Origin of the sequence: Sphingopyxis sp., assembly GCF_035686825.1 — a bacterium.
Classification (GTDB): Bacteria; Pseudomonadota; Alphaproteobacteria; order Sphingomonadales; family Sphingomonadaceae; genus Sphingopyxis.
Window position 1 is genome coordinate 155,633 of the sequence record NZ_DASRYZ010000005.1, and the last position, 20,671, is coordinate 176,303.

Annotated in this window: 14 protein-coding genes; 5 read left to right on the top strand and 9 right to left on the bottom strand. The window is 68.5% G+C overall.

Annotated features, from left to right (window positions below; translation table 11 throughout):
- Nucleotides 1–20: 20 nt before the first annotated feature.
- The 7 genes from addA to ahcY all read right to left on the bottom strand — a co-directional run bounded on the left by addA (nucleotide 21) and on the right by ahcY (nucleotide 12,587).
- Complete coding sequence (addA, locus tag VFG17_RS11820) at nucleotides 21–3,506, bottom strand: double-strand break repair helicase AddA (protein ID WP_325029672.1); 3,486 nt, start codon at nucleotides 3,504–3,506, stop codon at nucleotides 21–23.
- Nucleotides 3,503–6,511, bottom strand: coding sequence for a double-strand break repair protein AddB (addB, locus tag VFG17_RS11825; RefSeq protein WP_325029673.1), 3,009 nt, complete (start codon nucleotides 6,509–6,511; stop codon nucleotides 3,503–3,505). The genes addA and addB overlap by 4 nt, the downstream gene beginning before the upstream one ends.
- Complete coding sequence (locus tag VFG17_RS11830) at nucleotides 6,504–7,223, bottom strand: nucleotidyltransferase family protein (protein WP_325029674.1); 720 nt, start codon at nucleotides 7,221–7,223, stop codon at nucleotides 6,504–6,506. Before VFG17_RS11830 ends, addB begins: the two co-directional genes overlap by 8 nt.
- Nucleotides 7,220–8,203, bottom strand: a complete 984-nt coding sequence (locus tag VFG17_RS11835; protein WP_325029885.1) for an aminoglycoside phosphotransferase family protein — start codon at nucleotides 8,201–8,203, stop codon at nucleotides 7,220–7,222. Before VFG17_RS11835 ends, VFG17_RS11830 begins: the two co-directional genes overlap by 4 nt.
- Nucleotides 8,200–8,652, bottom strand: coding sequence for a tRNA (adenosine(37)-N6)-threonylcarbamoyltransferase complex ATPase subunit type 1 TsaE (tsaE, locus tag VFG17_RS11840; protein WP_325029675.1), 453 nt, complete (start codon nucleotides 8,650–8,652; stop codon nucleotides 8,200–8,202). The genes VFG17_RS11835 and tsaE overlap by 4 nt, the downstream gene beginning before the upstream one ends.
- Nucleotides 8,649–11,012 carry a PAS domain-containing sensor histidine kinase gene (locus VFG17_RS11845; RefSeq protein ID WP_325029676.1) on the bottom strand — a complete coding sequence of 788 codons (2,364 nt, stop codon included), beginning with the start codon at nucleotides 11,010–11,012 and terminating at the stop codon, nucleotides 8,649–8,651. The genes tsaE and VFG17_RS11845 overlap by 4 nt, the downstream gene beginning before the upstream one ends.
- A gap of 159 nt (nucleotides 11,013–11,171) precedes the next feature.
- On the bottom strand, nucleotides 11,172–12,587 hold the full coding sequence (gene ahcY / locus VFG17_RS11850; protein ID WP_325029677.1) for an adenosylhomocysteinase: 1,416 nt from the start codon (nucleotides 12,585–12,587) through the stop codon (nucleotides 11,172–11,174).
- Between the two features lie 394 nt (nucleotides 12,588–12,981).
- Here ahcY and VFG17_RS11855 point away from each other — a divergent pair, with 394 nt between their 5' ends.
- Nucleotides 12,982–13,380 carry a hypothetical protein gene (locus VFG17_RS11855; RefSeq protein ID WP_325029678.1) on the top strand — a complete coding sequence of 133 codons (399 nt, stop codon included), beginning with the start codon at nucleotides 12,982–12,984 and terminating at the stop codon, nucleotides 13,378–13,380.
- Here VFG17_RS11855 and VFG17_RS11860 read toward each other — a convergent pair.
- Nucleotides 13,377–13,940, bottom strand: a complete 564-nt coding sequence (locus tag VFG17_RS11860) for a YqgE/AlgH family protein (RefSeq protein ID WP_325029679.1) — start codon at nucleotides 13,938–13,940, stop codon at nucleotides 13,377–13,379. The genes VFG17_RS11855 and VFG17_RS11860 overlap by 4 nt on opposite strands.
- Nucleotides 13,941–14,124: 184 nt before the next feature.
- On the opposite strand from VFG17_RS11860, the gene VFG17_RS11865 reads away from it, so the two are divergent.
- The 4 genes from VFG17_RS11865 to VFG17_RS11880 all read left to right on the top strand — a co-directional run bounded on the left by VFG17_RS11865 (nucleotide 14,125) and on the right by VFG17_RS11880 (nucleotide 20,137).
- Nucleotides 14,125–14,607 carry a peroxiredoxin gene (locus VFG17_RS11865; protein ID WP_325029680.1) on the top strand — a complete coding sequence of 161 codons (483 nt, stop codon included), beginning with the start codon at nucleotides 14,125–14,127 and terminating at the stop codon, nucleotides 14,605–14,607.
- Between the two features lie 173 nt (nucleotides 14,608–14,780).
- A complete protein-coding gene (locus VFG17_RS11870; RefSeq protein ID WP_325029681.1) occupies nucleotides 14,781–17,648 on the top strand; it encodes a TonB-dependent receptor domain-containing protein in 2,868 nt (955 codons plus the stop codon).
- A gap of 89 nt (nucleotides 17,649–17,737) precedes the next feature.
- Nucleotides 17,738–19,219, top strand: coding sequence for an AMP nucleosidase (locus VFG17_RS11875; RefSeq protein WP_325029682.1), 1,482 nt, complete (start codon nucleotides 17,738–17,740; stop codon nucleotides 19,217–19,219).
- Nucleotides 19,220–19,354: 135 nt separating this feature from the next.
- Nucleotides 19,355–20,137, top strand: a complete 783-nt coding sequence (locus VFG17_RS11880; RefSeq protein WP_325029683.1) for an SDR family NAD(P)-dependent oxidoreductase — start codon at nucleotides 19,355–19,357, stop codon at nucleotides 20,135–20,137.
- Between the two features lie 37 nt (nucleotides 20,138–20,174).
- On the opposite strand, the gene VFG17_RS11885 is transcribed toward VFG17_RS11880, so the two are convergent.
- Nucleotides 20,175–20,657, bottom strand: coding sequence for an SRPBCC family protein (locus VFG17_RS11885; protein ID WP_325029684.1), 483 nt, complete (start codon nucleotides 20,655–20,657; stop codon nucleotides 20,175–20,177).
- Nucleotides 20,658–20,671: the final 14 nt, after the last annotated feature.

A 20,671-nucleotide genomic window follows, 5' to 3' on the forward strand; every position in this document is an offset into this window, starting at 1 on the left:
GAAACTCTGTTGCCCTCAAGCTAAGGCGTCGGCGCGCCGGGCTCAAGGGCAGAACCCGGCAAATTCGCCTTGGTTGCCGCCAAGCCCGGCTTGTGCGCTTCGAGCAGCGCGTCGCCGAGATGGATCAGCCGCGGCGCCGCGGTGTAGAGCAAGGCCGCCTCGACCCGCCGCCCCGGAAAGATCACGCGGAGCGCGTCGCGATAGGCCGCCATCTGGCGCAGATAGGCCGGCGCGACCTCGGCGGCGCTCGCCGGGATATGCCGCCCGGTCTTGTAATCGATCACCGTCACCGCATCGCCCGTCACCAGCAGCCGGTCGACGATCCCCGCGACGACGACGCCGTCGACCACCGCCGACAGCGGCACTTCGGCAAGGCTGCCGGGGCCGAAAAACGCCGCATGCACCGGGTCGTCCAGCACCGCCAGCACTTCGCCCACCATCGCCGCGCGCGCACCCTCGTCGAGCGCCGCAGCCTGCGCCGACAGCCAGTGCAGCGCCGCGGCGCGGCGGCGATCGGGCCGCACGGGCGGCAGCCGCTCGAACAACGCGTGGAGCAACAGTCCGCGCGTCACCGCGGCGCCGCGCTCGCCCCCCTGCGGCGGCGACGCGACATCGTCCTCGCCTAGCGCCGACGGCGCGAGCGGCCGCGGCGGGCGCGCTTCCTCGGGCGCGGGCTTCGTCGCCCAGTCGGGGATCGGGGCGACGGGCGCGGGTCGGACCGGCTTCTCGCGTCGCCGTGCCCACGCCTTCGCATTGACGGCATGGACGCGCTTCTGCCCCCAGCGCGGCCCGGCATCCTGCCAGCCGAGCCCCATATCCTCCATCACCCGGTCGACCGCCGCGTGCCAGCAAAGCTCGGGCAGCGAGCGGTCTTCCTTTTTCGTCACCCCGGCAACGACCAGCAACTCCTCGGCACGCGTCATCGCCACGTAGAGCAGCCGCCAATGCTCCTCGATCTCGGCCGCGGCCTTGGCGTCGTGCGCCGTGGCGACCGGCCCGTGCCGCTCTTCCTTGGGCAGGCCGAAGACCGGCAGCCGGTCCCAGCCCTCGAGCGACAGGTCGAAGCCGCGCTGGCGCTGCACCGGGTCGTCGGTCGCGTCGGCGAGGATGACGATCGGCGCCTGCAAGCCCTTCGACCCATGCACCGTCATCACGCGCACGACATCGCTGCGCGCCTCGGTCTGGCGCTTGATGTCGGCGCGGCTCGCCTCGACCTCGCTCAGAAAGGCGAGCAGCGACGGGGTATGCTGGCGCTCGAAATTCAGCGCCTGGTTGAGCAACTCGTCGATCGGATCGCGCGCCTCGCGCCCGAGCCGCGCATAAAGCCGCCGCCGCCCCTGCATCGGCCCCGACAATATGCGGTCGAGGAAACGATAGGGCGTCGTGAAATCGGCCATGCCGAGCAGATGGCGCAGCGCGGCCATCGTTCCCGCGGGCACCTCGGCCTCGCGATCGCGGAGCCGCTCCCACAGCGCGCGCTTGCCGCGCCCGTGCGCGAAGGCGAAGAGATCGTCCTGCGACCAGCCGATCAGCGGCGACACGAGCAGCGAAGCGAGGTTGAGGTCGTCGAGCGGCTGCACCGCGAAGCGCATCGCCGACAAGAGGTCCTGCACCCCGAGCGGCTGGGTCAACGCGAAGCGGTCGACGCCCGCCACCGGCACGCCCAATGACTGCAACCGCGCGACGATCCGCGCCGCCAAGTCGCGGCGGCGGCGAACGAGGATCAATATGTCGCCCGGCGCGACGCTGCGGCCGTCCTTGCCGTGGAGGATCCACTCCTGCACCTCGTCGGCGATCGCGCGCGACAGGCGCAGGCTCGCGGGGTCGTTCGCGGGGGCGAGCGGATCGCCGCCCTCGGCGACATCCTCTTCGCTCGCTTCCTCGCTCTCGCCTTCGGCCGCAAGCGCCTTGCCGACCGGCAGCGGCTGCCACAGCTCGACCCGCCCCGGATGCGCACTGCGGAACGGCAAATGCGGCGGCTCGTCGCTCGCCAGCCCCATCGCTTCGGTGCCGCCGCCCGCCACCCATGCATCGACGACGTCGAGCACTGCGGGGCTCGACCGGTAGTTGGTGATCAGGTCGACCTCGGCAAAGGGCTGGCCGCCGTCGGCCGCCCACTCGCCGAACCGGATGCGCGCCGCCTCGAACGCCGCGGGCTCGGTGCCCTGGAAACCGAAGATCGCCTGCTTGCGGTCGCCGACGGTGAACATCGTGCGCACACGCTCGTCCTTCGCGCCCACCCCGGCGAAAAATTCCTCGGCGAGCGCCGCGACGATCGCCCATTGCCGCGTGTTGGTATCCTGCGCCTCGTCGACGAGGATGTGGTCGGTGCGCTGGTCGAGCTTGAAGCGCACCCATTCGCCGAACTGGCCGAGCCGCAGCAGCGACCCCGCGATCGAAATCAGGTCGTCGAAATCGGCGAGCCCGCCCTCGCGTTTCGCCAGTGCATAGGCTTCGGCAAAGCGCGCGCCCAGATCCCACGCCGCCGCCAGCTCATCGGCGACGCGCATCGCGACCGCCGCGGCGAGCAGATGTTGCGCCGCATCGACGATCCGCACCGCGCTGTCGACGCAATCGGTCATCCGCCCCTTGTCGCCCGCGAAATCGGCGCGCAGTTCGCCCTTGCCGGTGAGGAAACAGCCGAGCAGATCGCCGAGCATCGCCGCGCGCGCCGGGGCATCGGCGGCGAGCCAGCGGGCCATCGCGTCGGCGCAGGCGAGCCCGGTCTTCGTTCCCCAGTTCGCGCCGCTCGCCGCAACGATGCGGACGAGATCGTCGGGAAGCGCGCCGCCCGCAATCCGCGCCGCCAGCCACGCCTCGGGGTCGCCGTCCGGCAGCCCCAGCGCCGCGCGCAGATCCTGCGCGCGCGGCGGCAGGATGCGCTCGCGAAACGGCGCGGCAAAGGCATGGGCGCAGCGCACGAGGAAAGCCATCGCCGCATCCTGCCCCATCCGCCGCGACAGCATCGCCGCCTGTCCGCGCATCGCATCGCCATCGGCGCCCGGCTGCGCGAGCAGTTCGCTCAGCACCCGCCGCTGCAGTTCGCCCGCCTCGCCCTCTTCGAGCGCGCGAAAGCCCGGCATGATCTTCGCCTCGAGCGGGAAGCTCGCGAGCAGGGTCTGGCAAAAGCTGTGGATCGTCTGGACGCGGATCGCGCCCGCCGCGCTGTCGATCACCGTCGCGAACAAGGAGCGCGCCCGGTCGAGAATGGCGGGCTGATCCCAATCGGCGCCGAGCGCGCGAAGGTCGAGCCGCAAGTCGCCGTCGTCCATCCGCACCCACAGCGCGAGCCGCTCGTGGATGCGGTGCGCCATTTCGGCGGCGCCCGCCTTGGTGAAAGTGATGCAGAGGATCGCCTCGGGCGCGACGCCCGCGAGCATCAGCCGCAGCACGCGCGCCGAGAGCACCTGCGTCTTGCCCGTCCCCGCCGATGCGCCGAGCCACACATGCTCGCCCGGCTGTGCCGCCGCCTGCTGCGCGGGATCGAGATCGTGGAGCCGGGTCATGGCGCGTCGCCGTCCGCATCGCGCCCGCGCCCGAACCATTCGTCGCGGCGCATCAGCTGGTCATAATCGGTGAAGCGCTTTACCGCGTCGCCCGGCACGAAGACCCCGTCGCCGAGCAGCCACGTCGCGGTCAGGTCGGCGAAGGCGTCATAGGCGCGCGCGACCGCGTCCTCGGCGGTCTTGAGCTTGCGCCGCGATCCGTGCGTCGGCGCGATGCTGCCGTCCGTCCCCTTGGCGCGGTCGGCCTTGAGGCTCCAATATTCGAGGCTCGCGACCGGCCCCGCCGCAACCCCCTCGACCTTGCCCATTTCGGCGAGCAGCCCGAGCAGCCCCAATTGATTGTCGAGTCCGTCCGCGGCCGCGCTGCCGCTCGGCGCCGCGCCGGTCTTGTAATCGACGATCGCAAGGCCGCCGTCGGCGAGCCGGTCGATCCTGTCGGCCTTGCCCGACAGGCGAATGCCGTTCAGTTCATGCACGCCCGACACTTCGGCCGCGACCGGCTCGCGCCCTTCGGCGCGCGCCTCCCACACGCGTTCGGCCGCCCAGCGCAGCGCGGGCTCGATGCGCGGAAACCAGAAGGCGCGCGCGAGCGCATCGAGCGCCGGGTCGTCGTGCAGCCGTCCAAGCTCGGTCTCGAGCGCCTCGCGCGTCGCCCCCGCGCGCTGCCAATCTTCCATGAAGGCGTGGACGCGCGTCCCGAGCCAGCGCGGATCGGGCCCGGCGCGCAGCGGGTCAAGCGTCGACAGCCGCAGGATGCGCCCCGCGTAAAAGGCGTAGGGATCCTTCGCGAGCAGGTCGACACCGGTGACGCTGATCTGGCCCGGCCGCGCGTCGGCGGGCGGCCGGGGCTGCGGCATCGGCGCGGGCGCGATCGGGCCCGGCGGCACGTCGAGCGCCGCCGCGAGCGCGGTCGCGCTCGCGTCCCCCAGCCGTGCCTCGGGCAGTTCGCCCGCGAGCGCGGCGAGCCGCAGCCAGAAGCGCGACGCCACCGCGGGGTCGCCGCCGCTCCGCATCGCGCGCGTCACCACGACCTCGCGCGCGGCAAAGGCGCCCGCGAAATCATGCGCCGCCGCGCCCTGCTGGCGCTCGGGCGCGGCGAGCCCGAGCATCCGGCGGATGCCGGGCGCAAGCCACGGATCGGGGCTCTGCTGCGGCGGCCAGCGCCCCTCATCGAGCCCGCCCAAAATCATCAGGTCGGCGCGCTGCAGGCGCGCTTCGAGCAAGCCCCAGATGAACAGGCGCGGATGCCCGCCATAGGGCGGCCGCACGCTCTCGCCCGACAGGAGGTCGGCCAGCATCGCCGGGAAATCGGCGGGCGCGACGAGCGCCGGGCCGTCGCCCTTCGCCAGCGCCCAGCGGTCGAACAGCTCGGACAGCGCGCGTCCGGCATGGCCGGTCCATGCCCCCTCGCCGGTCAGCCAGCCGAGCGCCACCTGCAACGCGCCGAGCAGGGCCGAAGGCGGCGTCGGAATATTCGCGGCAAAGGGAGCGAGCGCCGCGCGCAATCCGGCGACGACTTCGGCCCACCATAAGCCGATCAGCGTCGCCGCATCATGGCCGCGCGCCTGCGGATCGGCGGCGCGCTCGGCGATCCGCATCGTCACCCCGTCCCAGCCTGGCACCAGCCCCGGCCCGCGCAGCACCAGATCGAGCCGCCGTACCTGGTCGAGCCAGCCGAGCCGGCCATCGCCCGCGCGCACCAGCGGGTGCCCGAGCAGCGCGACGAGCCGCACCGGATCGAACGCCGCGGCGAATTCGGCGAGCGCGAGCAACAGCGCGCCCGGCGGCGTCTGCCCCAGCGGCTGCCCCGCGCTGTCGTCGACCGCGATGTCCCAGCGCGCGAGCGCCGCCGCGACGCGCGTCGCGAGCGCGCGGTCGGGGGTCACCAACGCCGCGGTGCGTGCGGTGGTTTCAAGCGCATGACGCATCATCAGCGCGATCCCCTGCGCCTCCTGCCCGTCGTCGGCGAAGACCGCGGCGCTCACCCCCGCGATGCCCGCGCTCAAATCGCCCGCCCGCTGCCAGCGCGCGGTATAGGCGGCGGGCGCGAAGAGCAGCGAGGCGAAGGACGCGCGCGCCTCGGGGCCGTCGAACGGCGAGCTTCCATCCCACGGCTGCACCTCTTCGCGCGAAACGCTCATCCGCCCGAGCAGCAGTTTCAGATGATATTGCGGGTGCGTCTCGAGCGGGCGTTCTCCGGGCTTGTCGGGGTCGGCCTTCACCGGCCCGAGCGCCTCCCACTCCTCACCCGCCATGCCGAGGTCGAGCCCCGGCAGCACCACCATGCCCTGCGGCAGATCGGCGACGGTGCGCAGCAGGCGCGCGATCGCGGGCGCTGCGGTGGTCACGCCCGCCGCGACGACGAAGCGCGCCGGCGGCGCGACGCGCCATCCGCGCGTCACGCGATCGAGCAGCCGGTTGCGGCGGTCGGCGCGGTCGATATGCCCCGTCGCCGCGAGCATCGCGGGCCACGCATCGACGAGCAGCGACAGCCGCCGCCACGACGCCTGCCAATGGCCCGCGAGGTCGCCGAGCGCGCTTTCGATATCGGCGAGCCGCGCCGGCGCGACCTCCTCATAATGGAGCTGGTCGATCACACGCCCCAGCCCCTCGGCGAGCTGGAACGCCGCGGCGCCGGTGATCGGCGACTCGCCCGGCACATTATGCTTCTCGATCAGCGCGGCGAGCATCAGCCGCCGCCTGAGCGCGTCGATCGCGGGCGGAATCGCGTCGCTTTCGTCGATCGGGTCGAGCGCGAGCGCCACATTCTCGTCGAGGTCGGCGTCGCCGATCACCGCGAGCCGCGGCATCAGCAGCCCCGATCCGCCCGTGCGCACGAACGCCGCCTGCACCGCGCTCCGCGCGCGATTGCTCGGCAGCAGGATCAGTCCCTGCGCGAGCCCGAGCGCGCCGTCGGCAAAGCGCGCGATCAGGCCTGCCGCGAGCGCATCGGCGAAGGCCCGCTGGACCGGGATGGAAAAAAGCGTGGGCTTTGCGTCAGCCATCCGTCAGCGCGGCTTCGGTCGGCGCGATGCTCGCCGGCGAGCCGACGTCGAACCATTGCCCCATGTGCGACAGGCCATAGAGCCGCCCGGCCGCGATCGCGCGGTCCCACAATATGTTGGTCGAAAACGCCCCCTCGGGGGCGCCATCGAGCAGCCGCGGCGAGATGAGCTGGATTCCGGTATAAACGAAGGGCGCGATCCGCCCCGGCTTGCGCCGCGACAGCCGGCCCGCCGGATCCATGTGGAAATCGCCGCGCCCGCCGTGCCCCGTCGCGCTCGCTTGCCGGATCAGCAGCAGCAGCGCGTCCATCCGCTCGCCGTCCCAATGGCGCGCGAGGTGGCGGATGCTGTCCTGCGGCCCATCGGTCCAGATATTGTCGCTGTTGACGATCAGGATCGGATCGCCCGTCAGCTGCGGCAATGCCTTCACCATCCCGCCGCCGGTTTCGAGCAGCAGGTCGCGCTCGTCCGAAATCGCGATGCTGAAGCTGCGCTTCTGCGCGGCGAGATGCGCCTCGAGCGCGTCGGCGAGATAATGGACGTTGACGACAACATGCTCGACGCCCGCCGCCTCGATGCGGTCGAGGCTGTGATCGATCAGCGCCTTGCCCGCGACGCGCACCAGCGGCTTCGGCCGGGTTGCGGTGAGCGGCCGCATCCGCTTGCCGAGCCCCGCCGCCATCACCATCGCGCTCTCGATCTTCGCACTCACGACCCCATCGCCTTCCAAATCTCCGCCCGCTTCGAAGCGGGCACATTGGCGTCGAACCATTGCCGAACCGGGACAAGCGCCGGATGCGCGAGGTCGCGTTCGAGCAGCCCCCACATGCGCGGCTGGAAACTCTTGTAATGCGGCTTGTCGTCGCGCTTCCACAGCCGGACGAAGACGCCGAGGATGCGCGTGTTGCGCTGCGCCGCGAGCGCCCAATAGGCGCGTTCGATATCGCGCCCCGTCGCTTCGCTGTAGCGCGCGAGCATCGTCGCCTCGATCGCGGGCGTCACGTCGCGCCGCGCGTCTTCGAGCACCGAGGCGAGGTCGTAGGCGGGGTGGCCGACCAGCGCGTCCTGGAAATCGAGTAGCCCGTAATGCGCGATGCCGTCCTTGCCGGGCACCAGCATGATATTCTCGGCATGATAGTCGCGCAGCACGGTGACGCGCGGCAGGCCGTCATGCTCGACCGGGGTCAGCACCTCGGCCCACGCGGCGCGAAACGCATCGCGGTCGACCTCCAGATCGAAGGCGGGGCAATACCAGTCGCTGAACAGCATCACCTCGTCGAGCCATTGATCGAGCCCATGGACGGGCAGCCCATCCATGGGCGGCTGCGTGTGGAGGTGGACGAGCAGGTCGGTCACCCCCGCATAATATTGCGCCTCCTTGTCGATCTGCGCATCGACCGTTTCGCGCAGGCGCACGTCGCCGAAATCCTCGATCAGCAGCAACCCGCGATCGAGGTCGCGCGCGAGGATCGTCGGCGCATTGAGCCCCAGCCCGCAAAGATATTCGGCGACCGCGATGAACGGCCGCGGGTCTTCGTGCGGCGGCGGCGCGTCCATCAGCACCGCCTGCCGGCCGCCATCGACGACACGGAAATAGCGGCGGAAGGACGCATCGCCCGCGAGCGGCAGAATCTGGGCATCGCCCCAGCCATGCGCGGCAAGAAAGGCGGGCGCATGGGCGGGCGGAATCATCGGAGCGGCCATCGGCTCCCCCAAGACGTCGGCACAGCGGCTGTCAAGACGCGCGCGTCGCCCACACCCGAAATCCTGAGGAGCAGCGCGCCCGGCCAGCCTTCGCCGCCCAGCCGTTCGGGCCATTCGATCAACAAGGCGCCGTCGTAAAGATAATCGTCGAGCCCCAATTCGATCAGTTCGTCGGCATCCTCGATCCGATAGAGATCGACATGCGCGATCGGCAGATCGGTCTCGGGCGGCGCATAGGGCTGGACGATCGCAAAGGTCGGGCTCGGCGCCTCGCCCGCCAGCCCGCGCGCCTTCAGCATCGCGCGCGCGAGCGTCGTCTTGCCCGCGCCGAGGTCGCCCGACAGCAGCACGACATCGCCCGCTGCCAGCGCCGCACCGATCGCGGCACCGATCCGTTCGGCATCGGCGAGGTCGTAGCGCACCGAAAAACCGGTCACGCGCCGCGCGGCAGGCTGATTCGCACGAGCGTGCCCTGCCCCTCTTCGCTCACCACTTCCATCGTTCCGCCGTGCGCGGCGACGAGCTGGCGCGCGAGCGCAAGGCCGATGCCGCCGGTCGCGGTGCCCGCCTGCTGCCCCTTGGCGACCGCGACCGCCGCCTCGGGCATTCCCGGGCCATTGTCGGACACGATGATGTCGACGCCGCGCGCATCGCCGTCGGCGTGGAGCAGGACGCGCGCGCCCGTCTTGCGCGACGGCACGGTAAAGCGCACCGCATTGTCGAGCAGCCCCGCGACGAGCCGCGACAGCCGCGGCGCGTCGCCTTCGATGCTGCCGAGGTTCGCCGCGATATTGCCGACGAGCTCGACCTTTTCGCTCTTCGCAAAGAGCTTCGCGTCGGCGAGCGCGCCTTCGAGCAATATTTTCACATCGACCGGCGCGCGCTCGATCGCGAGCGTCCCCGCTTCGCCCTGCGCAAGGTCGAGCACATTGTCGATCTGGCGGCCGAGCACGCCGACCGAGTCCATGATCGCGTCGATATAGGTGCGCTGCTGGTCGCCGAGCTTGCCGGCATAGCCCGCCTGCAGCATCTCGCCGAATCCGCCGATCGAGGTCAGCGGCGTGCGGAGTTCATAACTCATTCGCGACAGGAAGGCGGTCTTGGCCTTGTCGGCGGCCTCGAGCGCCTCGTTGCGTTCGCGCAGCGCGCCCTCCATCTTCCGGCTCGGCGTGATGTCGAGCATGATGAGCAGCGCATTGCCGTCGGGCAGCGGGATCGACGCGAAATCGAAATAGCGCCCGTCGGCGAAACCGATCTCGCCGCCGCGCTGCTGGCGTTCCAGTGTCGCGGCGCGGATGACCTCCTGCACGATGCTGATCTGGTTCGGTTTCACCAACCGGTCGGCGAGCCCTTCCATCAACGTATCGACGCGCGGATGCGCCGCCAGCGTCGGTTCGTCGATGCCCCACAGGCGGCGGAAACGCTGGTTCCAAAGGTGAAGCCGCCCATCGGGGGCGAAGACCGCGACCGCTTCGAACAGATTGTCGAAGGTCGCGGTGCGAACGCGGAGCAGCGTGTCGCGCGCGCCCGCGAGCTGCACCTGTTCGGTCTTGTCTTCGGCGATCAGCAGCATGCCGCCGTCGGGGGTCGGCTGCGCGACGACGTGCAGGTGCGTGCCGTCGCGAAGCAGCCAGTCTTCCTCGCTCGCCTCGGCCTGCGCGAACCAGTCGACATGCGCCTGCCGCCATTCGGGATAGTTGCGCACCTCGGGGATTCGCCCGCCCTCGCGCCACGCGTCGAGCAGCCGCGCGAAAGGCGGCGCCTCGGCCACCTCCTCGGCCTCCAGCCCGAACAGGCGGCGAAACGGCAGGTTCGCGAAGCTCAGCCCCTGGTCGGGGCCGAATTGCGCCACCGCCGCCGACAGCCGGTCGAGCAGTTCGCGCTGTGTATCGACGAAGCGGCGGTGCGCGCCGCGTTCGGTTTCGAGTTCCTGGATGTCGATCGCATAGCCCGCGACGCCGATGACGCGACCGCCCTCGGGCGCGAGCGGCACGTCGACGACGCGCATGATCCGCCGTTCGCCCTCGATCGTCACCGGAATGGTGCGCATCTGCGCCGAACCCGCGGCGCGCGCCGCGTCGGCGGCGTCGGCGGCGCTCACCCCCGCGACGGTCTCGCACAGCTCGACCCCGCCGTCGATCACCGCGGCCGCGCTCTTCGCCTCGACCGCGCGAACATAGGCGCCGTTGACGAGCGCGAGCGACAGGTCGGTGTCGCGGAACCACATCGGGAAGGGCGCCGCCTCGATCAGCCCCGATAGAGCCTCGAACGCCGCCATCGCCTCGTCGCGTTCGCCGCGCGCGTGCGCGAGCGCCTGCTGGCCGTCGGTCGCATCGCTGAGCCAGAGCAGCACGCTGCCCGGCCCGCCGACCGCCTCCGGCGCCGCGGCGCCATGGACGATGATCGTGCGGTGGCTGCCGTCGGGTTTCAGGCTCAGGACGAAAGGCTTCGCGCCGCGCTGCGCGCCGAGGATCGCCTGACGCAGCGCGTCATGCGCCGACGCATCGAGCCCGCTGCCGAGCCCGCGAAGCTCGTCGAAATTGCGCGGCCCGCGATCGAGCCCCAGCCAGCGCCCGAGCCGCTCGCTCGCCTCGATCCGCCAGTCGGCGCGCACGATCACGGGAAGCTGCGGCGACGCCTCGACGAGGCTCGCGAGCCGTTCGGCCTGCCCCGCGACGAACGCCGAGCGCCGCTGCATCGCGACCCCGCGCAGCGTCGCCCATAATCCAGCGAGCAGCCACAGCGCCGCGAACAGGCCGAGCGCGAACAACAGGGCCGGGGAAAGCGCGTCGCTCATCCCGCCTCAAGCCCTCGTTTGTCCGGATGTCGCGCGCGCATGATCGCTTGCCCTAAAGGCGATGGAGTCATGTTTCAATCGCATGTCATACGGATCGGCGCGCCGCATCATCCGATGGGCGCGCCGTCCACAGTTTTCGTCCGCCGTCAGGCGAAAAAATCAATACCGATAATGTTCGGGCTTGAACGGACCTTCGACCGGCACGCCGATGTAATCGGCCTGCTTCTGGCTCAGCTTCGACAGATGCACGCCCAGCTTTTCGAGGTGCAGCGCCGCGACCTTTTCGTCGAGATGCTTGGGCAGGACATAGACGTCGTTCTTGTACTGCTCGCTGCGCGTCCACAGCTCGATCTGCGCGAGCGTCTGGTTGGTGAAGCTCGCCGACATCACGAACGACGGGTGACCCGTCGCGTTGCCGAGGTTCACGAGGCGGCCCTTCGACAGGATGATGATCTGCTTGCCGTCGGGAAACTCGACCAGGTCGACCTGCGGCTTCACTTCGGTCCATTTATAGTTGGCGAGCGCCGCGATCTGGATCTCGCTGTCGAAGTGGCCGATGTTGCAGACGATCGCCATATTCTTCATCGCCGCCATATGTTCGGCGGTGATCACGTCGGCATTGCCGGTCGCGGTGACGAAGATGTCCGAACGCTTGACGGCTTCGTCCATCGACACGACCTCGAAGCCTTCCATCGCCGCCTGCAGCGCGCAGATCGGGTCGATTTCGGTGACGAGCACACGCGCGCCGCCGTTACGCAGCGATTGCGCCGAGCCCTTGCCGACGTCGCCGAAGCCGGCAACCGTAGCGACCTTGCCCGCGAGCATCACGTCGGTGCCGCGGCGGATCGCGTCGACGAGCGATTCCTTACAGCCATAGAGGTTGTCGAACTTCGACTTGGTGACGCTGTCGTTGACGTTGATCGCGGGGAAGGGCAGCTCGCCCTTCTTCGCGATGTGGTACAGGCGGTGGACGCCGGTCGTCGTTTCTTCCGACACGCCCTTGATCGCCTTGACCGTCTTGGTCAGATAGCCGGGGTTCGCCGCGACGAACGCCTTCAGCGCGCGCTGCATCTCGATCTCTTCTTCATTCTCGGGCGCCGGCATCGTCTCGCCGGCTTCGAGCTTCGCGCCCCACAGCGCGAACATCGTGGCGTCGCCGCCATCGTCGAGGATCAGGTTGCAGGTCGTGCCGTCCTCGACACCCCAGTCGAAGATGCGGCCGACATAGTCCCAATAATCGGCGAGGCTTTCGCCCTTCACCGCGAACACCGGCACGCCCGATGCGGCGATCGCCGCGGCGGCATGGTCCTGCGTCGAGAAGATGTTGCACGTCGCCCAGCGGACTTCGGCGCCGAGCGCGGTCAGCGTCTCGATCAGCACCGCGGTCTGGATCGTCATGTGCAGCGAGCCGACGATTTTCGCGCCCTTCAGCGGCTGCGCCGCGCCGAATTCGCTGCGCAGCGCCATCAGGCCCGGCATTTCGGTTTCGGCGATGTTGATTTCCTTGCGCCCGAAATCGGCGAGGCTGATGTCGGCAACGACATAGTCACGGGTGTCGGCGGCGAGAGTGGCCACGGGGAGTTCTCCATATTGGCAAGTCGACCGCAGGCGAGCGGCCACGAAATTATCTTGCGCGCCCTAGCCGAAACGCCGCCGCCGATCAAATATAAACTTTTCTTTATATCACGCCTGAAGAACGACCCGTCGACATCTGCGCACACGCGAATCGCCGGCGCGAAAACGCACCGGCCGCAAAAATAATTTTCGCGCGCATCAATTGTGACAATCGGGCGGTCCCGATTGTGACATGGAGTCGCCAAGCCCAAGATTCTGAAAAACCGGACTTATAATGCGCCTTGCGTTTAGCATAATCGCTCTTTGTGACAGCTATGTTACAACCCCCCGAAAACATTGACTTTTTACGCGACGCGCGAGAAAATCGGCTAAAGTTTTCGGGGAGATACAAGAGATGAAAAAAATTCTGCTGCCGCTGATCGCCTTGGCGCTTTCGAGCCCTGCTGCGGCGCAATCGATCGTCGTCGTGACCGCGCCTGAGGCCGATTCGGAAATCCTGCCGGTCGCCTATGCCGAACTCAAGGCGGGTGAAAACGACGCCGCGGTCGAAAAGCTGACCGGTGACACCGGCCTCGACGCGCGCGATCCGTCGCGCCTGATCAATCTCGGCACCGCTTACGCTCGGCTGGGTCGCACCGCCGAAGCCGCCGCCGCCTATGACGCCGCGATCGGCAGCCCGATCCGCTATGATGTCGAGCTCGCCAGCGGCCGCTACATGGATTCACGCTGGGCGGCACGCGCCGCGCTCGCCAACCTCAACCAAGGCAAATCGCTGCTCGCGCTCGCGCGCTAGGCCTCGCCGCCTTCCGTCGTCAGCAGGCGGGCGTCCACTCCCGCCTCGGCGAACGCCGCCTGCCACCGCTCGGCGGGCGGCGTTTCGAACAGCAGGCCGTCGCTTCCCGGGGTGACGTGCCAACCGTGGCGGACCATTTCGTCTTCGAGCTGCCCCGGCGACCATCCCGCATAGCCGAGCGCCACCAGCCAGCGCGACGGGCCGCGCCCTTCGCCGATCGCGCGCAAGATGTCGTGCGAACTCGATATCATCCAGCGATCGCCGACCTGCACCGCCTCCTGCCCGCCCCAGTCGCGGCTGTGGAGCACGAAACCTCGCGAGGGCTCGACCGGCCCGCCGAGGAAGACCGGCTGGTCGAGCGGTTCGTCATGTTCGATCTCGAGCTGGTCGAGCACCGCGCCGACGGTCATTCCGTCGATCGGGTCGCCGATGCCGATTCCCATCGCGCCGTCCTCGTCATGGCTGATCATCGCGATCACCGAATGTTCGAAGCGGGGATCGCCGATGCCCGGCAGCGCGAGCAGCAGCTGGCCGGTGAACCAGGTGGGGACGGTTTCCATATTCGTACAATGCCGCGACAGACCAAAAGGGTCCAGCCTCTTTGCTGCGACCGACAGGCGAAGGGTTTCGCCCGCCAGCCGCCACCCTCCAAATCGACCGGCGCGCCCTTCCCCTCCTTGACTCGCGCACCATCGCACCCAATGTCGCTTCCGAACTCAATCCCTCGATGAAAGGATGCCGACCATGACGATCCAGACCGGCGACAAGCTGCCCGACGCGACCTTCGTAAAGGTCACCGAAAACGGCCCCGAACAGGTCAATACCGCCGATTATTTCAAGGGTCGCAAGGTCGCGCTTTTTTCGGTCCCGGGTGCGTTCACCCCGACCTGCTCGGCCAAGCATCTGCCGGGTTTCGTCGACAAGGCCGATGAACTGAAAGCCAAGGGCGTCGATGAAATCGTCTGCACCGCGGTCAACGACGCCTTTGTGATGGGCGCATGGGGCAAGAGCGGCAATGCCGGCGACAGCGTCACCATGCTCGCCGACGGCAACGGCGCCTTCGCCGAAGCCGTGGGCCTCACCATGGACGGCACCGCCTTCGGCATGGGCAAGCGCGGCCAGCGTTTCTCGATGATCGTCAACGACGGCGTCGTCGAGCAGCTCAACGTCGAAGCGCCCGGCGAATTCAAGGTATCGAGCGCCGACCATATGCTCGAACAGCTGTAAGAGCCTTCCCGCGCCCGCCGGCCGCGCTGTGGCCCCAAGGCCACAGTCGCCGGTGATTCGTATCCGGCGGGCGCGCCCCTCTCATCCGAACTGTTTTTCAGTGCGTTGCTGACCCGGCGACCGGATTCCGGTGGCCACTCAACGATGCGAAAAAACAGCAGGAGGAGAGGATTATGACCCAATTCCAGCATATTGCCCGGTCGGGAACGGCCGGTATCGCGTTGGCGGCCGCGCTTGCCTGTACCGCGCCCGGCCAGGCCCAGCAGGCGGCGCAGCCCCCGCAGGACAGCACCGCCGAAACGTCGGGCGAAACCATCGTCGTCACCGGCTCGCGCATCCGCCGCGATCCGCTCGATCAGGAAGCCCCGATCGCCTTCATCGGCCAGGAAGATATCGCCAAGACCGGCCTCAATTCGGTCAACGACGTGCTCCAGCGCCTGCCGAGTTCGGGCGGCGGCCTGAACAGCAAGTTCAACAACAGCGGCAACCTCGGCAACCCGCCCGACGGCGGCGGCGTCGGCGCCGGCGCGGCCGAGATCGACTTGCGCTATCTGGGCTCGCGCCGCGTGCTCGTGCTCGTCGACGGTATCCGCTATGTGAACGGCGCGTCGGCGAGCGGCGTGCCGGGCTCGACCGACCTCAACTCGATTCCCGAAAGCGCGATCGAGCGGGTCGAGGTGCTGCAGGACGGTGCCTCGGCGATCTACGGGTCGGACGCGATCGCCGGCGTGGTCAACATCATCACCAAGCGCAGCCAGGAAGGGCTGCGCGCCAGCGCGCAGGTCGGCGGCTTCGGCCAGGGCGACGGCTTTACCAAGAGCGCGCAGGTCAGTTGGGGCAACGGCCGCGGCCCGACCCAGATCGTCGTCGGCGCCAACTATGTCCAGCAGGACGGCGTTTTGGCGGGCAGCCGCGCGATTTCGCGCTTTCCGGCGCCTTATTCGGACACCTGCCTCGACGGCGGCTGCTCGGGCTTCGTGCCGCTCGGGCGCTTTATCGTCTTCGGGACGCCGGGCGCCCGAAACGACCTGACGCTGCGCGGCCCGGTGATCGGCCGCAACCCCGTCTACAACCCCGGCAATCCGGCCGACCCGGCGAGCGATTTCAAGGCGTTCACCGATGCCGACCGCTTCAATTTCGGCCCGTTCAATTATCTCCAGATTCCGGTCGAACGCTATGGCGCCTTTATCAACGCGCGGCAGGAAATCTCCGACAGCATCAACTTCTCGGTGCGCGGGATCTGGAACCAGCGCAAATCGAAAAACCAGGCCGCGCCGCTGCCTTTCGGTTTCGGCCCCGCCGCGGGCCTGACCCCGGTGCTCGACGCGATCACCGTCGATGCCACCAACCCCTTCAACCCGTTCGGGGTCACGCTCGACGCGAGCAACACCGATCTCGTCTATCGCCGCTTCGTCGAGGGCGGGCCGCGCCGCTTCAACCAGACGGTGACGACGATCTACGGCGTCGCGACGCTCGACGGCAGCTTCGACGTCGGCGGCGGCAAATGGTATTGGGACGTCAACGCCGCCTATGGCCGCAACAAGGCCAAGCAGACGATGTTCGGCAACATCAATTCCGACCGCCTGCGCCGCGCGCTCGGCCCGGTCGCCGACTGCACGGGCGACTGCGTGCCCTTCAACATCTTCGGCGGGGTCGGGTCGATCACGCAGGACATGATGGACTATGTCATGTTCACCCAGCGCGACCGCAGCCGCCAGTCGACCTTCAGCGCCTCGGCCAATGTCACCGGCAGCCTGTTCGACCTGCCCGGCGGGCCGCTCGGCGTCGCGATCGGGGTCGAATATCGCAAACTCAAGGGCAGCTTCGATCCCGACCCGATCGTCGCGGCGGGCTTCAGCTCGGACATTCCGGCGCTCCCGACGCGCGGCAGCTATAATGTCAAGGAAGCCTATGCCGAGCTCAGCGCGCCGGTCCTCTCCGACATCCCCTTCATCGACCTGCTCGAATTCACCGGTGCGGTGCGCTGGTCGGACTATTCGACCTCGGGCTCGACGACAACATTGAAGGGCGGCGTCAACTGGAAACCGGTGCAGGATCTCCGCCTCCGTGCCTCCTATGCCGAGGGTTTCCGCGCGCCCTCGATCGGCGAGCTGTTCGGCACCCAGTCGCGCTTCGACCAGTCGATCAACGATCCCTGCTCGACCTCGACGACCACCGGGCAGAACTGGAACAATAATACGACCGTCCGGGCGAATTGCATCGCGCAGGGCGTCCCCGCGGGGGGCTATGCGCAGGCCAATCCGCAAATCTCGGTGCTCGTCGGCGGCAATCAGGATCTCGCCCCCGAAAGCTCGCGCAGCTGGATTTTCGGAGGCGTCTACAGTCCGGGGTTCGTCCCCGGCCTGTCGCTCGAGGCCAATTACTACGACATCAAGATCAAGGGCGCGATCCAGTCGGTGAATGCCGAGATCACGCTGGCGCAATGCGCCGGGCAAAATGACGCCGACGCCTGTGCGCTCGTCACCCGCGCCGCGGGCGGCCAGCTGACCTTCGTCGAGGGACTGCTCCAGAATATCGCCGGCATCCGCACCAAGGGGGTCGACGTCAACCTCGCGTACCGGACGCGGGAAACCGGCGCGGGACGGTTCGGCTTCACCTGGAACAACTCGTTCCTCACCCAATATGACGTGATCGTGCCCACCGCCGACGGCCAGCTCGTCGTCAGCCGCGAAGGCACCGAGCAGGGCAGTCCCAGCCAGGCCTTCCCGAAATGGAAGTCGGTCGGCATCCTCGACTGGGACGGCGCATCGATCGGCGCGACGCTGACCGGCCGCTATGTTTCGGCGATCCGCGAACCGCTCGCCGACGACAACAAGTTGAAGGCGCGTTTCTACACCGACTTCCAGCTGCGCTGGTTCCCGGCGGACGACCCCGAGGCCTTCGGCTTCGCGCTCGGCGTGAACAATCTGTTCAACGTCAAGGCGCCGGGGTGCATCAGCTGCGACCTCAACAATTTCGATCCCACCGCCTATGATCTGCCCGGACGCTATTATTACGTCCGGGCGAGCTTCAGGATGTAGGATCGAACGCTGGCGGCCCCTCCCTCGCCGGGGAGGGGCCGCCTTCGCCCCTCTTTCCTTTTGTCACATTTTCATGCAACAGCGACGCGATGACATCGAACTCATCGCAAGACACCACCGATCCCACCGCGCTCGTCGACGGCATCATCGCCGAACTGCAGGATCGTTTCCGCATCTCGGTCTCCAATCTCAAATCGGCGATCGCGGCCTATGTGCGCGACCGCACGTTGCCGCCGGCCGACGCTGCCGCCAAGGGCCTGTTCGACTATCCGGCGATCCGCCTCACCACCACCGGCGAGCAGCGCGAGGGCCAGAAGGGCCATAATCTCGCCTTCGGCCGCTTCGAGCGTGCGGGCACCTTCGTCACCACCGTGACGCGCCCCGACCTTTTCGCCGATTATCTCCGCGAGCAGCTGATGCTGCTCGCGCGCCACTACGACATCACGCTCGAAGTCACGCGCACCGGGCAGCAAATCCCCTTCCCCTATGTGCTCGACGCGAGCGACGGATCGGATATGGGCGGCGTCACCCCGCTCGAACTCGCGCGCCATTTCCCGACCACGGAATTGGCCGACATCGGCGACGAGCTCGCCGACGGCCTGTTCGGACAGGATCCCGCCGCCGACCAACCGCTCGCGCTATTCGACGCGCTGCGCACCGACTTCAGCCTCGCGCGCCTTCGCCATTACACCGGCACCGCGCCCGAGCATTTTCAGCGCTATATCCTGTTCACCAACTATCACCGCTATGTCGATGAATTCGTCGCCTGGGCGGGGGCGCAGGTCGGTCAGGGCAAATATACCGCGCTCGCGGGCGCCGCGGGGCTTTATGTCGACCAGCCCGGCGTCAACGCCAGCGCGCTCGTCGCCGACAGCGCGTGGCGGCGGCACCAAATGCCGGCCTATCACCTCATCGCGCCCGATGGCGGCGGCATCACGCTCGTCAACATCGGCGTCGGCCCGTCGAACGCCAAGACGATCTGCGACCATCTCGCGGTGCTGCGGCCCGAGGCGTGGCTGATGATCGGCCACTGCGGCGGGTTGCGTCCCAGCCAGCGGATCGGCGACTATGTGCTTGCGCACGCCTATCTTCGCGACGATCATATCCTCGACGCGGTGCTGCCGGTCGCGATCCCGATCCCGCCGATCGCCGAAGTCCAGGTCGCGCTCGCCAGCGCCGCCGAGGCAGTGTCAGGCACCAGCGGCGCCGACCTTAAAAAACGCATGCGCACCGGCACCGTCGTCACCACCGACGACCGCAACTGGGAGCTGCGCTACACCGCCAGCGCGCTGCGCTTTTCGCAATCGCGCGCGATCGGCATCGACATGGAATCGGCGACGATCGCCGCGCAGGGCTATCGCTTCCGCGTCCCCTATGGCACTTTGCTCTGCGTCAGCGACAAGCCGCTCCACGGCGAACTCAAGCTGCCCGGACAGGCCAACCGCTTTTACGAGGAAGCGATCGCCGCGCATCTCCAGATCGGTATCCGCACCTGCGAACTGCTCCGCGACGAAGGCGCGAAGCTCCACAGCCGCAAATTGCGCGCGTTCAACGAGCCGCCCTTCCGTTGACGCGCGGCGTCGGACCAACATGATAACCCCAAATCCGCTTGCCCTTAGCTTGTCGAAGGGCCGTTCTTCCCTTTAACGTCGAAGAATAGGACGGCCCTTCGACAAGCTCGGGGCGAACGGAGGAGGGGAAAGCGAATGATAGATCGAGGGCCAACCCCCAATCTCTCCCGCTCCATCGCCGGCCGCGTCGCGATCGTCACCGGCGCCGCGAGCGGCATGGGCCGCGCGACCGCGCTGCTCCTCGCGCGCGAAGGCGCGAAGGTCGCGGTCACCGACCTCGATCTCGCCGCCTGCGAAGCCGTCGCGGCCGAAGCGGGTCCGAACGCCACGGCCCTCGCGCTCGACGTTGCCGACGGTGGGGCGATCCAGCGCACAGTCGCCGACATCGCCGCGCATTTCGGCGGCATCGACATCCTCATCAACAACGCCGGCGTCTCGAGCTTCGCTCCGCTCGACGCCGGCGACGAATATGAAGCGATCTGGCACCGCGCGCTCGCGGTGATGCTGACCGCGCACCAGCGCATGGTGCGTGCCGCGCTGCCCTGGCTCCGCCAGAGCGACGCCGCGCGCATCGTCAATATCGCCTCGACCGAAGGGCTCGGCGCGACGCCGGGCGACACGCCTTACGTTGCCGCCAAATCGGGCGTGGTTGGCCTGACGCGCGGCCTCGCCGTCGATCTCGGCAAGGACGGCATCACGGTCAACTGCATCTGCCCCGGCCCGATCCGCACCGGCATGACCGACGAGGTGCCCGAGGAGGACAAAGCGCTCTTCGCGCGCCGCCGCACCGCGCTCCGCCGCTATGGCGAGCCCGAGGAGGTCGCGCATGTGACGCTCGGTCTCGTGCTGCCCGCGGCGAGCTATATCACCGGGGCGGTGATCCCGGTCGATGGCGGACTGACGGCGCGCAACGCGTAAACGCCTTCGGAACCGGCAACCTGCCGCTCCACAATCGTCACACATACATGCCTTCGCGCAGGTTGATCCCGTGCTCGGTCCACGCCTTGAGCGCGCAGAGCATCTGCGACCAGCCCTGGCAATTGCCATAGGACGCGCTGAGCGCGCCCTGATTCTCGCGCCAGCCCTCCTCGGCGATCTCGACCAGCGTGCGCCCGTCGTCGAGCCCCTTGAAACGCATCGTTACGCGGGTGCGGTAATCGGCATCCTTCGGCTCGCTGCCCTCGACATTGTGCGCCTCGCCCTCGCTCGCCTGCCATTCGAGGACGATCTTCTCGTCCTCCACGACCTCGATCACCCATACCGGAAAGGCACCCGGAAAGTCGTGGAAGTCCCATGTCACCGTCGCGCCGGTCTCCAGCCGGCCCTGCGCGCCGCCCGTCGTGAAATAGTTCGACAGTTTCGCGGGGTCGGCGACCGCCTCGAACACCTCGTGCACCGGCTTCGCGATCCGCGCCGCGACCCTGAATTTCAGTTCCATGTCGATTCTCCGCT